The sequence below is a fragment of the Tsukamurella sp. PLM1 genome, assembly GCF_023168325.1.
Lineage (GTDB): Bacteria > Actinomycetota > Actinomycetes > Mycobacteriales > Mycobacteriaceae > Tsukamurella.
In genome coordinates this window covers 2,218,509-2,232,070 of sequence record NZ_AP025688.1, presented here as the reverse complement: position 1 = coordinate 2,232,070, position 13,562 = coordinate 2,218,509, and the positions used below count along the sequence as shown (strand labels likewise).

The 13,562-nt window shown below is 71.1% G+C and carries 8 protein-coding genes and 3 pseudogenes; 9 read left to right on the top strand and 2 right to left on the bottom strand.

The features are described 5' to 3' along the window. Nucleotides 1-189: 189 nt before the first annotated feature. Complete coding sequence (locus MTP03_RS11600) at nt 190-1,257, top strand: IS30 family transposase (protein WP_248488480.1); 1,068 nt, start codon at nt 190-192, stop codon at nt 1,255-1,257. A 70-nt stretch (nt 1,258-1,327) separates the two neighbouring features. Here the strand turns inward: MTP03_RS11600 and cobN are convergent. Further along, nucleotides 1,328-4,908: pseudogene (cobN, locus tag MTP03_RS11595) on the bottom strand (cobaltochelatase subunit CobN). Nucleotides 4,909-4,938: 30 nt separating this feature from the next. Then, the gene (locus MTP03_RS11590) at nt 4,939-6,027 is read right to left on the bottom strand and encodes a TetR family transcriptional regulator (RefSeq protein ID WP_248488479.1); all 1,089 of its coding nucleotides are present in this window, start codon (nt 6,025-6,027) and stop codon (nt 4,939-4,941) included. A 171-nt stretch (nt 6,028-6,198) separates the two neighbouring features. Here MTP03_RS11590 and MTP03_RS11585 point away from each other — a divergent pair, with 171 nt between their 5' ends. From MTP03_RS11585 to MTP03_RS11550, 8 genes and pseudogenes are all read left to right on the top strand, one after another. Beyond that, complete coding sequence (locus MTP03_RS11585) at nt 6,199-7,263, top strand: beta-ketoacyl-ACP synthase III (protein WP_248488478.1); 1,065 nt, start codon at nt 6,199-6,201, stop codon at nt 7,261-7,263. A 74-nt stretch (nt 7,264-7,337) separates the two neighbouring features. Further along, nucleotides 7,338-8,324 carry a precorrin-3B synthase gene (locus MTP03_RS11580; protein ID WP_248488477.1) on the top strand — a complete coding sequence of 329 codons (987 nt, stop codon included), beginning with the start codon at nt 7,338-7,340 and terminating at the stop codon, nt 8,322-8,324. Nucleotides 8,325-8,333: 9 nt separating this feature from the next. Further along, a pseudogene (locus MTP03_RS11575) lies at nt 8,334-8,968 on the top strand (precorrin-8X methylmutase). Continuing rightward, nucleotides 8,965-10,442 (top strand): annotated as a pseudogene (locus MTP03_RS11570) (precorrin-2 C(20)-methyltransferase). The pseudogenes MTP03_RS11575 and MTP03_RS11570 overlap by 4 nt, the downstream one beginning before the upstream one ends. 14 nt (nt 10,443-10,456) lie before the next feature. After that, nucleotides 10,457-10,747, top strand: coding sequence for a DUF1330 domain-containing protein (locus MTP03_RS11565; RefSeq protein WP_248488476.1), 291 nt, complete (start codon nt 10,457-10,459; stop codon nt 10,745-10,747). A 79-nt stretch (nt 10,748-10,826) separates the two neighbouring features. Then, nucleotides 10,827-11,669, top strand: a complete 843-nt coding sequence (locus MTP03_RS11560; RefSeq protein ID WP_248488475.1) for a helix-turn-helix domain-containing protein — start codon at nt 10,827-10,829, stop codon at nt 11,667-11,669. 191 nt (nt 11,670-11,860) lie between these two features. Next, nucleotides 11,861-13,072 carry an MFS transporter gene (locus tag MTP03_RS11555; RefSeq protein ID WP_248488474.1) on the top strand — a complete coding sequence of 404 codons (1,212 nt, stop codon included), beginning with the start codon at nt 11,861-11,863 and terminating at the stop codon, nt 13,070-13,072. 57 nt (nt 13,073-13,129) lie between these two features. Next, a complete protein-coding gene (locus MTP03_RS11550; RefSeq protein ID WP_248488473.1) occupies nt 13,130-13,561 on the top strand; it encodes a PPOX class F420-dependent oxidoreductase in 432 nt (143 codons plus the stop codon). Nucleotide 13,562 lies beyond the last annotated feature (1 nt).

Here is a 13,562-nt window from a genome sequence, read left to right as displayed (position 1 = left end):
CGGGTCCAAGGGGCTAGCGCAACACCAGAGGTAGATGAGGTGTGCCTGGTGGGAAGGCCGAAGAGTCCGGCGGAGCGGGAGCGTCCGTTCTGGGATCAGATCCGCAGCGGTAAGACTGTCGCGAGCGCGGCCGCTGGTGCGGGCGTGTCGGAGAGGCTGGCAAGCCGGTGGTTCAACGATCGTGGAGGAATGAAGCCCGCGATCCGAACCGGTGAGCCCTCGTACCGAAGGCTTGATTTTGCCGAGCGGGAGGAGATTGCCCTGCTCAGGGCCGATCGGCTGACGGTGCGTGCGATCGCTGACCGGTTGGGGCGCTCGCCGAGCACGATCAGCCGGGAGCTGCGCCGTGCGGGAACGTTCATCCACGGTCGGACGGTCAACGGCCGGCGGTATGAGTATGAGCGGGAGCGGCGGTATCGGGCGAGCACAGCGCAGGCCGCGGCCGATGCCGCGGCCTGCAGGACGGTACCGGGGAAGTTGGCCTCGAACCCTCGGCTGCAGCAGGTGGTGCAACAGTGGCTCGAAGACGACTTCAGCCCGGAGCAGATCTCGAACCGGTTGCGGGTGGAGTTCCCCGACGACCCGGAGATGCGTGTGTCCGACGAGACGATCTACAAGGCCCTCTACGTTCAGGGGCGCGGCGAGTTGCGCCGCGAGCTGACCACGCATCTGCGCACCGGGAGGAAGCTTCGTAAGCCGCAGCGCAGCAACACCGTCCGGAATCGGATACCGAACATGGTCAATATCAGCGAGCGCCCGAAAGACGTGGAGGACCGGGCGATCCCCGGCGACTGGGAAGGCGATCTGATCCTCGGATCGACCGCCTCCGGGTCCGCGATCGGCACCCTCGTCGAACGAGCGACCGGGTTCGTCATGCTGCTGCACCTGCCCGGCGATCACACCGCCGAGACCGTCGCTGCGGCGCTGATCGACAAGATCGGAGAACTACCCGAACAGCTTCAACGTTCCCTGACCTGGGATCAAGGCATCGAGATGACCAAGCACGAACTGGTCACCGCCGCAACGGGGATCGATATCTACTTCTGCGATCCACGCTCACCATGGCAACGCGGCAGCAACGAGAACACCAACGGGCTTCTCCGTCAGTACTTCCCCAAAGGCACCGACCTGTCACAGTGGGGCCCGGGCTACCTCGACCTCGTCGCCGCCCAACTCAACCGCCGGCCCCGCAAGCGCCTCGACTGGCACACACCAGCCGAGGCACTCGACCGACTACTATCCGAACAAGCAGCGTAGAGCCGTGTTGCGCTAGCCCCTTGGATTCGCCCCAGGTCGCGCTGGACAGGAACGGTGTTCAATTGCGGGGTCAGCGGTCCTCGAGGTCGCCCTCGGTATCGAGGTAGGCCTGCTGGAGGGCGGCGAGCAGTTCGGGATCGGGTTCCTTCCACAGTTCGCGCTGCGACGCCTCGAGGAGCCGCTCGGCGATGCCGTGCAGCGCCCACGGGTTGGACTCGTCCATGAACTTCCGGTTCTCGGGATCGAGGACGTAGTTCTCGGTGAGCTTCTCGTACATCCAGTCGGCCATCACGCCGGCGGTGGCGTCGAAGCCGAAGAGGTAGTCGACCGTCGCTGCCATCTCGAAGGCGCCCTTGTAGCCGTGCCGGCGCATCGCCGCCATCCAGCGGGGGTTCACGACGCGGGCGCGGAAGACCCGGTTCGTCTCCTCGCTCAGCGTGCGCGTGCGCACCGAGTCCGGGCGAGTGGAGTCGCCGACGTACGCCTCGGGGGCGGACCCCGTGAGATGCCGCACCGTCGCGACCATGCCGCCGTGGTACTGGAAGTAGTCGTCCGAATCCGCGATGTCGTGCTCGCGGGTGTCGATGTTCTTGGCCGCCACGTTGATCCGCCGGTACGCCGCGCGCATGTCGTCGGCGGCGGGCGCACCGTCGAGCCCGCGGCCGTAGGCATAGCCGCCCCAGGCCGTGTAGACCTCGGCGAGGTCGGCGTCGCTGCGCCAGTTCTTCGAATCGATGAGCTGCAGCAGGCCGGCGCCGTAGGTGCCCGGCTTCGAGCCGAAGACGCGGGTCGTGGCACGCCGCTGATCCCCGTGCTCGGCGATCGCGGCGCGGGTGTGCGCGGCCACGTGATTGTCGGTGTCCGATTCGTCGAGCTGCGCCACCAGCTGGACGGCGTCGTCGAGCATCGCCACGACGTGCGGGAAGGCGTCGCGGAAGAAACCGGAGATGCGAACCGTCACGTCGATGCGCGGGCGGCCCAGCTCCTCCAGCCCGATGACCTCGAGGCCGGAGACGCGGCGGGACTGCTCGTCCCACACCGGCGTGACGCCCAGCAGAGCCAGGACCTCCGCGATGTCGTCGCCCGCTGTGCGCATGGCAGAGGTGCCCCACACCGACAGCCCGGCGGACTTCGGGTACTCACCGTGCTCGGCGCGGTACCGGTCCACCAGCGAGGCGGCGAGCTCCTGGCCCGTCGCCCAGGCGAGCCGCGACGGCACGGCCTTCGGATCCACGGAGTAGAAGTTCCGCCCCGTGGGGAGCACGTTCACCAGGCCGCGCAGCGGCGAGCCCGACGGCCCGGCCGGCACGAATCCGCCGTTCAGCGCGCGGAGCACGTTGTCGATCTCGTCGCCGGTGCGGCGCAGGCGGGGCACGATCTCGGTGGCCGCGAAGTCGAGGATCGTGGCCACCGCCGGGTCGTCGGTGAGGCCGGGCATGGCCGACGGTGCCCAGTCCACGGCTGCGGCGGCGACGACGAGCTCGCGGGCGCGGGCCTCGAACTCATCCGTTTTCGCCTTCGAGGCGGTCCCGTCCTCTTCCAGGCCGAGGGCCTCGCGCAGGCCGGGCGTGTGTACGGCGCCGGCCCACATCTGCTTCGCCCGGAGCATGGCGAGCACGAGATCGGTCTCCGCCTCCCCCGAGGGTGCGGCGCCCAGGATGTGCAGGCCGTCGCGGATCTGCACGTCCTTGATCTCGCACAGCCAGCCGTCGACGTGCAGGATCATGTCGTCGAAGGCGTCCTCGTCGGGCTGGTCGGTCAGCCCCAGGTCGTGATCGAGCTTCGCGGCCTGCAGCAGGGTCCAGATCTGCTGCCGGATCATCGGCAGCTTCGCCGGGTCCAGGCTCTGCACATTCGCGTACTCGTCGAGGTGCTGCTCGAGCCGGGCGATGTCGCCGTAGCTCTCGGCGCGGGCCATCGGCGGGATGAGGTGGTCGACGAGCACCGCGTGGGCGCGGCGCTTGGCCTGGGTCCCCTCGCCAGGGTCGTTGACGAGGAACGGGTAGACGAGCGGCAGGTCGCCGAGCGCGGCGTCGGTGCCGCAGGACGCGGACATGCCGAGCGTCTTACCCGGCAGCCACTCGAGGTTGCCGTGCTTGCCGAGGTGGATCACCGCGTCGGCCCCGAAGCCGTGCTCGCGGTCCGCGATCCAGCGGTAGCTCGCCAGGTAGTGGTGGCTGGGCGGCAGGTCCGGGTCGTGGTAGATCGCGACGGGGTTCTCGCCGAAGCCCCGGGGCGGCTGCACCATCACCGTGAGGTTGCCGAACCGCAGGGCGGCGATCGCGATGTCGCCCGAGCCGGTGGTGAAGAGCGCGCCGGGGGCCTCGCCCCAGTGTTCGGTCACCGCGTCGCGCAGTTCCTGCGGGAGCGTCGCGAACCACGCACGGTACATCCCGGGGTCGACGGTGACCTCACTCCCGTCGAGGCGCTCGTCCGACAGCCAGTCGGGGTCCTGGCCGCCGCGGGCGATCACCGCGTGGATGAACGCGTCGGAGTCGTCGGCCGCCAACCCGGGGACGTCGGGGGCGGCGCCGGGCGCGTTCCCCAGGTCGTAGCCCGCGCCCACGAGCCTGCGGATCAGCTCGAGCGCCGACTGCGGCGTATCGAGGCCGACGGCGTTGCCGATGCGGGCGTGCTTGGTGGGGTACGCCGAGAGCATGAGCGCGATCTTCTTGTCCGCGTTCGGGACCGAACGCAGCCGCGCGTGCCGCAGCGCGAGACCGGCGACCCGGGCGGCGCGCTCGGCGTCCGGGACGTACGAGGGCAGCCCGTCGTCGCCGATCTCCTTGAACGAGAACGGCACGGTGATGATGCGGCCGTCGAACTCCGGGATCGCCACCTGGGTCGCCACGTCGAGAGGGCTGAGGCCGTCGTCGCTGCCCTCCCACTGCTCGCGGGAGGTGGTCAGCGCCAGGGCCTGCAGGATCGGGATGTCCAGCGCCGCCAGGCGGCCCACGTCCCACGACTCGTCGTCGCCGCCCGCCGCGGCACCCGCGGCGCTGACGCCGCCCGCGGCCAGCACCGTCACGACCAGCGCGTCGAGCGTGCCGAGCTCGGCGAACAGGTCGTCGTCCGCGGTGCGCAGCGATGCGCAGAAGATCGGTACGGCCGTGCCGCCCTTCTCCTCGATCGCCGTCGCGAGAGCGTCGATGTAGGCGGTGTTCCCCGCGAGGTGCTGGGCGCGGTAGTAGAGCACGCCGATCCGCGGTCCGTCACCGGCGCGCTCGCGCGGCACGAGACCCCACTGGGGCGCCGCGACGGGCGGCGCGAAGCCGTCGCCGGTGAGCAGGATCGTGTCCGACAGGAAGTGGTACAGCTGCGCCAGATTCTCGGGCCCGCCCTCGGCGAGGTACGCGTGTGCTTGGGTGGCGACGCCCGCGGCCACCGTCGAAGCCTCCATGAGGTCGGCGTCCGGGGCCTGCTCCCCGAGACCACGACCACCGGCTTACCGCTCGCTGCCAGCGCGTCGAGCCCGTTCTCCCAGTACCGGCGCCCACCGAGGATGCGGACGACGACGATGTCGGCACCGTCGAGCAGCCCGGGAAGGTCCAGGTCGACGCTGATGCGCGCGGGGTTGGCCCAGCGGTAGTCCGCGCCACTCGCCTTCGCGCTCAACAGATCGGTGTCGGACGTGGAGAGCAGAAGGATCATGAAGGCGACCCTATGTCACGGTGCGCGGTGTCAGAGCACCGCGCCGTGCATCACCACGTTGCCGGACGCGGTGCCGATGTCCGGGACGTCCGCATCGGACGCGTAGGCGACGGTGCTCGACGTCTCGATGCGCCGGCCGTCGGCCGCGACGACCACGCACTCCACGTCGAACAGATCCACGCCGGCCCGGGTGATCCGATCGGTGATGCGGGCACCGAGCGAGACCACGTCGTCGATGCGCAGCGGATCGACCTGCCGGACGGACTGCGACACGTGCAGCAACCGACTGACGTCGAAGTCATCGATCTCGGCGGCCAGCAGGCGAACGGCCGCTTTGAACACCGGGTCCGCAACGATCAGCGGAGGTACCGGAGTGTCCTTGGGTAATACCCGGATCTGCGAATACGGGACGTGCGGCGACCTCGTGGCGCGCGCGTAGGCGCGCACGCCCTCCGAATCCACGGCGTAGCAGTCGTCGAGCCAGAGGGTGTAGTCGTCGCGGATCATTCGGCGACTGTAGCCCCGGACCACGTCGGGGCGGGCGACCGTCAGGTCGAGCAGCGCCATCATCGACACGTACACGTCGGTGAGCGGATAGATGTCGCGCGCCGCGCGGGCCCGGGCGACGGCGCCCTCGATCGAGCTCATGAAGACGGAGGCGAACACCAGCGCGCCGGCGTCGTCGACGCCGTAGTCGACCAGCGCGGCGGCGAACCTGCGCTCGCACTCGGTGTAGGCGGCGGTAGCGGCGTCCTGGACGCGGGGCTCGCCGTCGGCGAGCGCGGCCGCCAGAAGCGGGCACCCGACCTGGAACTCGGAGCGGACCAGGACCCGCTTCCACAGCTCGATGAACCGGCCGATCCACTCCTTCGGTTCGCCCTTGGACGTGGCGGCGTCGATGTACCGCAGGAGCCGGCGTCCGGCGAGCGACGTGGATGCCTCCACCAGCTCGGCCTTGCCACCGGGAAAGTACTGGTACAGCGAATTCTTCGACGCCTGGGACTGCGCCGTCAGCTCGGCGAGGCCCGCGTCTGCGAAGCCGTGCCGGCCCACCAGATTCAGTGCGGTGTTGACGAGGCGGACCCGCGGGCGCGGGCGCGGCTTCGGGGCGGCGGGCATCGGTGGGCTCACCCTCCTGATATCTCGAGTGAACGATGGATCGTCACTGACGAATGGTGTCTCGTGCAGCAGTGCGGTGCTTGTTTGAACCGCTCGGTTCATGTTACCAATACGGGGCGGTGAACCGAATGGTTCACCCGCGTCATTCCTTCGAAACGGAGTTACCCACGCATGACCGCACCCGCCCGGATCGCACCGCCCGCCCCCGCTGAGCAGCCGCATGTCAGCTATCTCGGGATCGGTGCGTACCGTCCGCGGCGCGTGGTGCCCAACTCCGAGATCGTCGACAAGATCGACTCGAGCGACGAGTGGATCAAGACTCGCTCGGGCATCGAGTCGCGCCACTTCGCCGAGGATGACGAGACCATCCTCTCGATGTCGGTGAAGGCCGCTGAGCGGGCGGTCAAGGCCGCCGGCATCGACCCGCAGCTCGTCGACTGCGTCATCTCCGCCACCAACACGCGCCTCGAGCTCGGCCCCTCACTGGCGCCGCAGATCGCCAAGGAGCTCGGCCGCGTCGGCATCCCCGCCTTCGACATCACCGCCGGTTGCTCCGGTTTCACCACCGCTGCCGCTGTCGGGACGGACCTGATCCGCGCCGGCACCGCGAAGTACGTCGTCGTCGTCGGCGTCGAGCGCCTGTCCGACCTCATCTCGCCGGAGGACCGCACCTGCGCGTTCATCTTCGCCGACGGTGCCGGTGCCGCCGTGCTCGGGCCGTCCGAGGAGGTGGGCATCTCGCAGGTGTCGTGGGGCGCCGACGGCGACTTCACCACCGCGATCTACCAGGACAAGGACTTCGGCACCTACTTCGACGAGGTACACGCGTTCCGGGACGACACCACGACCGAGGCGCCCGTCCGCCCGTTCCTGCGCATGGAGGGGCGCAAGGTCTTCCGCTGGGCCGCGACCGCGCTGCTCCCCGCCTGCCAGGAAGCGCTCAAGCTCGCCGGCATGACCTCGAAGGACATCGACGTCTTCGTGCCGCACCAGGCCAATCTGCGGATCACCCAGGTGCTCATCAAGGCCCTCGAATTGCGCGACGACTGCGTGGTCGCCGAGGACATCGTGACCACCGGCAACACCTCCGCGGCGTCCATCCCCCTCGCCGTCGAAGAGCTACTGCGCACCGGCAAGGCGAAGCCCGGCCAGACTGCGCTCGTCATGGCCTTCGGCTCCGGCCTCGCCTACGCCGGCCACGTCATCACGTTGCCGCCGGTCAACTTCGAGGACTGATCGTCCTGCAGCCGAAGCCGCCGGACTCCTGCCCGGGCGTATTACGGCCGCACGTCGCGGCCGATGGTGCCCTGGTGCGTGTCCGGCTGCCCGGCGGCGCCCTCGAGCCCGCGCAGCTGGAGGTCCTCGCGGAGCTCGCCGGGGCCGAGCCGATCGAGCTGACCTCCCGCGGCAACATGCAGCTGCGCGGCGTGGGTGACCTGGAGTCCGCCCGCGAACAGTTGGCTGCTGCGGGACTGTTGCCGTCGGCGACGCACGAGCGAGTGCGCAACATCGTCGCGTCGCCGCTCGCCGACGGGTACCGGGAGGCCGCCGCGCGCCTCGATCGGGCGCTCGTGGCGCGCGCCGGGCTCGCCGCGCTGCCCGGACGGTTCCTGTTCGCACTCGACGACGGTGCCGGCGACGTCGCCTCCCTCGCCGCGGACGCCGAGATCCGGTCCGGCGTGCTGCATCTCGACGGCCACCCGACGGACCTACCCGGCGCCGTCGACGCACTGCTCGACGCCGCGCAGGCCTTCCTCGACCTGCGCGGGGACGAGTGGCGCGTGCGGGACCTGTCCGACGGTGCGGCGCGCATCGCCGCAGCGCTGGGTGGCGCGGTGACCGGGCCCCGGGCGATCCCGGCGCCTCCGATCGTTCCTCCGGTCGGGTGGTTCGACCGGCCCGATGGAGCCGTGGACCTGGGGGCGGGCGTCCCGCTCGGCCGCCTCGAGCCCCGGCTCGCGCACTTCGTGGCCGCCGTCGAACACCCGGTCACCGTCACGCCGTGGCGCACCCTGGTGCTGCACGGCCTCGACGAGGGCGCCGCGGAGACGGTGGTGCGCGTGCTCGCGCCGCTGGGCCTGATCTTCGACGCGAACGCGCCGCTACTGCGGGTGAGCGCCTGCGTCGGCGACCACGGATGCGCCCGCGCGCAGGGCGATTCGCTCGCGCACGCGGCGGACCTCGCCGGCATGATCGCGGACGACGAGCGCGTGCACGTGGTCGCCTGCGGACGGGGCTGCGGCGCCCCGTCCGGCGAACACCGACGGGTGGTCGTGACAGAGGAGCCCGGCGAATAGACTTCCCGGGTGCACGACTACCTCACTGACGGCGCCGAGATCTACCGGCGGTCGTTCGCCACCATCCGCGCGGAGGCCGACCTCAGCGCGCTGGCCGCGGACGCGGAGACGGTGGCGGTCCGCATGATCCACGCCGCCGGCCAGACCGACCTCGATCGCGACATCCGCATCTCGTCGGGTGCCGTCGCCGCCGGCCGGTCCGCTCTGGCCGCCGGGGCCCCGATCCTCACCGACGCGAACATGGTGGCGCACGGCGTCACCCGCGCCCGCCTGCCCGCCGACAACGAGGTGCTGTGCCTGCTGCGCGACCCGCGGGTGCCGGCGCTGGCCGCCGAGATCGGAAACACGCGCAGCGCCGCGGCCCTGCAGTTGTGGGGCGAACGGATGGAGGGCGCGGTGGTGGCGATCGGCAACGCCCCGACCGCCCTGTTCCACCTGCTCGACCTGCTGGCCGCGGGCGCCCCGAAGCCCGCGGTGATCGTGGGGATTCCGGTCGGCTTCGTCGGTGCCGCGGAGTCGAAGGACGCACTCGTCGCGGAGGCGGCCGGGCTGGGCGTCGAGTACATCACCGTGCTGGCCGCCGCGGCGGCAGCGCGATCACGGCGGCGGCGCTCAACGCGCTGGCGCGGGAGGAGGAGCTGTGACGGGGATCCTGTACGGCGTGGGCGTGGGCCCCGGCGACCCGGAGCTGGTCACCGTCAAGGCGGCGCGGCTCATCGCCGAGGCCGACGTGGTGGCGTATCACAGTGCGCGGCACGGCCGCTCGAACGCGCGCGCCTGCGCGGCGCCGTACCTGCGCGAGGGCCAGGCTGAGATCCGGTTGATGTACCCGGTGACCACCGAGACCACCGACCATCCGGGCGGCTACCGCGGCGCGCTCGACGACTTCTACGCCGGCGCCGCGGAGGAGCTCGCCGAGCACCTGACGGCGGGGCGGAACGTCGTGCTGCTCGCCGAGGGCGACCCGATGTTCTACAGCTCCTACATGCACATGCACAAGCGGCTCCGCGGTCGGTTCGAGTGCGTCGTCGTCCCGGGAGTCACGTCCGTCAGCGCCGCGGCCGCCGCGACCGGCGTCCCGCTGGTCGAGGCCGACGAGGTGCTCACCGTGCTGCCCGGCACACTCCCCGAGGCCGAGCTGCGGCGGCGCCTCGCGGACACCGATGCGGCGGCGATCATGAAGTTGGGCAGGACCTTTCCGACGGTGCGCGGCGCGCTGCAGGGCGCGGACCGGGACGGATCGGCGCGGTACGTCGAACGGGCCAGCCGCCCCGACGAGCGCGTGCTCGCCCTGGCGGACGTGACCGCGGCGGACGTTCCGTACTTCTCCACCGTGCTCGTGCCCGGACGGATCAACGCGCCCGCGGCACCGTCGGTCCCCCGTGGCGAGGTCGTCGTGGTCGGCCTGGGCCCCGGTGACGAGGCGTGGACCACGCCCGAGGTACGGCACGAGCTGTCCGAGGCCACGGACATCGTCGGGTATCGGACCTACACGGACCGCGTGCGCCCGCGGCCGGCCAGCGCGTGCACGCCTCGGACAACCGGGTCGAGGCCGAGCGTGCCCGGCACGCACTGGAACTCGCGACCCGAGGCGCCCGGGTGGCGGTGGTGAGCTCCGGCGATCCGGGGGTGTTCGCGATGGCCTCCGCCGTCGCGGAGGTCGCTGCCGATCCGGCCTTCCACGACGTGCCCGTGCGTGTCGTTCCGGGCATGACGGCGGCGAACGCCGTCGCGAGCCGCGTCGGCGCGCCGCTCGGGCACGACTACGCGGCGATCTCGCTCTCGGACTACCTCAAGCCGTGGGAGGTCATCGAGGCCCGTCTGCGTGCCGTGGCCGCCGCGGACCTGGCGCTGGCGGTGTACAACCCGGCATCGAAGACGCGGCGCGAGCAACTCGTCCGGGCGCGGGACGTGCTGCTCGAGGTGCGCTCCCCCGAGACCGTGGTGATCATCGGCCGCGCGGTGGGATCGCCGCAGGAGTCGGTCACGGTCACCACGCTCGGCGAGTTCGATCCCGACCAGGTGGACATGCGCTGCCTGCTCATCATCGGGTCCTCGCGCACCGAGGTCACCGAACGGCCCGGCGGACGCATCGTGCACACTCCCCGTAGGTATTAGAAAAGGAGACGGACATGGCCAAGGCGTACTGGATCGCGTTCTACCAGGAGATCAAGGACTCCGAGAAGATGGCCGCCTACGCGGCGATCGGCGGGCCGGCGATCACCGAGGGAGGCGGCCGGTTCCTGGTGCGCGGCGTGCCCGCGGTCACCTATGAGGCCGGCCTGAAGGAGCGCACCACGCTCATCGAGTTCGACAGCCTCGAGGCCGCGATCGCGACCCACGACTCCCCCGCCTATCAGGAGGCCCTCGCCGCTCTCGGCGACGGGTGCGTGCGCGAGATCCGCATCTGCGAAGGCGCCTGACCTTCTCTGATCGACGCCCGCGGAGCCTGCCCCTCGCAGGGGCAGGCTGCCGCGCGTGCAATGGGCCAGACTCGGAGACATGATCGAAGAGACCACCCCGACGCTGGGCTCCTACCTCCGCTCCCGCCGGGCCGCGGTGGACGCCGACGACCTCGGCCTCGCCACGTACGGCCGCCGCCGCGTGCCGGGCCTGCGCCGCGAGGAGCTGGCCGACCTCGCCGGAGTGTCGGTCAACTACCTGACCCGCCTCGAACAGGGTGCCGCCGGCAATCCCTCCGACGAGGTGCTCAGTGCCCTCGCCCGCGCGCTGCGGCTCAGCGAGGTCGAGCGCCTGCACCTGCTCGAACTCGCGCATCCGTCCGGCGAACGTGCGGCACCCATCGACCGGGACGGCCACGGGTTCACCGGCGTCCGGCAGCTCGTCGACGCGATGGACACCCCCGCTGTGGTGCTCTCCCGCAATCAGGACGTGCTCGCCTGGAACCGCCTCGGCAACGCCGTGCTCGCCCCGCACGTGCCCCACGAGGACGTGCACGATCCGCCGCCGAACAAGGTGCGCCAGACCTTCCTCGATCCCCAGGTGCGCTCCCTCTACGTCGACTGGGAGCACGAGGCCGAACTCGCCGTCGCCTCCCTGCGCTGGGTCGCCGCGCAGTTCCCCGACGACGAGGCGCTCCGCCGCCTGCTCGGCGAGCTGGTACTCGACCGCGACTTCGCGCGACTGTGGGCGCTGCAGGCCGTCGAGCTGTGCACCAGCGGCCTCAAACAGTTCCGGCACCCGTGGGTCGGCCGCATCGACCTCTGCTATCAGATGCTCCACCTCCCCGAGTCCGACGGTGCGCGGATGATCGCGTTCAGCGCCGCGCCCGGTAGCCCGGATGACGACGCCCTCACTCTGCTCCGCCACCGCGTAGCCGACTGAGAATCCCCTCCCTCACCCCCACCGCTGCACACGCTGACCGTCGCAGACGCCGAGCGCGCGACGCGCGGCTACCTCGACCTGCACACCCCGCGGTCGGCGTTGAGTACTTCGGCACGCTGCACGGCTTCTACTGGATGGACGCCGTTCCCGACTCCGCCTCCGACCTCCAACACGACCCTGAACGGAACACGATGACCACCACAACCACACACCGTCGCCTGCACCCCGGACTGCTCGCCCTCGCCATGGGCGGATTCGGGATCGGGCTCACTGAGTTCTCCATCACCGGGCTGCTCACCGACGTCGCGGCGGACCTCGGCGTGAGCATCCCCGTCGCCGGCGGGCTGATCACCGGGTACGCGCTCGGCGTCGTGGTCGGCGCCTTCACGGTGACCCTCGCCCTGGTGTCCAGGGCGCCCAAGACCGCACTGCTGATCCTGCTGGCGCTGTTCGTCGCCGGGAACGCGCTCTCGGCCGCGGGCCCGACCTACGAGTTGGTCATGGCGGGCCGAATCCTCGCGGCACTATGCCACGGGGGCTTCTTCGGAATCGGCGCGGTCCTCGCAGCCCGACTCGTCACACCCGACCGGCAGGCTTCCGCGATCGCGCTCATGTTCGCCGGCCTCACCGTCGCCAACGTTCTGGGCGTCCCGGCCGGAACCGCCCTCGGGCACCGTCTCGGCTGGCGCGCAACGTTCGTCGCGGTCGCCCTGATCGGGCTCGTGGCGATGGCGGCCATCGCCACCCTGGTCCCGTCCGTCCCCGCGGAGACCACCTCGGTCCGCACGCAGCTGCGGGTCCTGCTCCGTCCGTCGATCTGGATCGCCTGCAGCGTCACGGCTCTCGTCTTCGGCGGCCTGTTCGGTGCCTTCACCTACATCGAGCCGCTGCTGCGCTCGGTGTCCGGGTTCGGCGCCGCGGCGATCCCGTGGCTGCTGGTGCTCTTCGGTCTCGGCCTGTTCGCCGGCAATCTCGTGGGTGGCCGTGCCGCCGATCGGGACGCCGACCGGGCGCTCCTGGTCTTCGCGGCGCTCCTGCCGCTCGGTATCGCGGCGCTGGCGCTGTTCTCCGGCTCGAAGCCGCTCGTGGCCGTCGCGCTCGCGGTCATGGGCCTCATCGGGTTCGCGACGGTGCCCGCGCTGCAGTTGCGTGTGCTCCGCAATGCCGGCACCGCGACGCTCATCGCGTCGTCGGCGAACATCGCCGCCTTCAATCTCGGGAACGCCGTCGGCGCGCAGCTGGGCGGCACCGGGATCAGCGCGGGCGGCGGGCCCACCGCCCCGGCGTGGATCGGCGTGACCCTCAGCGGCGTCGGCGCCCTGATCGCCGCCGCGAGTATCGCGTGGGAGCGCCACCACCGCGCCCCGCTGCACGACGCCCCGCTGGAGCGCGTGGCCGCCTGACCGCGAACGCCCCGTCAGGCCCGGAACACCCGGGCCCGACGGGGCGTTGGACCGGGCATGACGCTCTCGCCGTTCGATCCCCGCACGCTCATCGCCGACAGCCGCATCGGTGTCCTCGCGACACTCCGGGCGAGCGGCATGCCGCAGCTCTCGCCGGTGACCACGGTGTACCACCGGGAGGCCGACGAGATCCTCGTGTCCATGACGGCCGGTCGCGCCAAGGAGGCGAACCTGCTGCGCGATCCCCGCGCGGCGATCGAGTTCACCGGTCCCGACGGCTACACGTGGGCGACCGCGGAGGGCGATGCCACACTCATCGGCCCGTCCACCGATCGGGACGGGCCGGAGGTGGATGCGCTCGTGGACTACTACCGGCGCGGCGCCGGCGAGCACCCGGACTGGGACGACTACCGCGACGTGATGGTCGCGGACCGTCGGGTCCTGTTGGTGCTGAAGCTCACCCACGTGTACGGCGCGAAGCTGCGCTGAG

Coding starts and splice junctions, on each gene's coding strand:
- MTP03_RS11600 (WP_248488480.1), top strand. CDS start 190: ATGAAGCCCGCGATCCGAACCGGTGAGCCCTCGTACCGAAGGCTTGAT.
- MTP03_RS11590 (WP_248488479.1), bottom strand. CDS start 6,027: ATGCCCGCCGCCCCGAAGCCGCGCCCGCGCCCGCGGGTCCGCCTCGTC.
- MTP03_RS11585 (WP_248488478.1), top strand. CDS start 6,199: ATGACCGCACCCGCCCGGATCGCACCGCCCGCCCCCGCTGAGCAGCCG.
- MTP03_RS11565 (WP_248488476.1), top strand. CDS start 10,457: ATGGCCAAGGCGTACTGGATCGCGTTCTACCAGGAGATCAAGGACTCC.
- MTP03_RS11560 (WP_248488475.1), top strand. CDS start 10,827: ATGATCGAAGAGACCACCCCGACGCTGGGCTCCTACCTCCGCTCCCGC.
- MTP03_RS11555 (WP_248488474.1), top strand. CDS start 11,861: ATGACCACCACAACCACACACCGTCGCCTGCACCCCGGACTGCTCGCC.
- MTP03_RS11550 (WP_248488473.1), top strand. CDS start 13,130: ATGACGCTCTCGCCGTTCGATCCCCGCACGCTCATCGCCGACAGCCGC.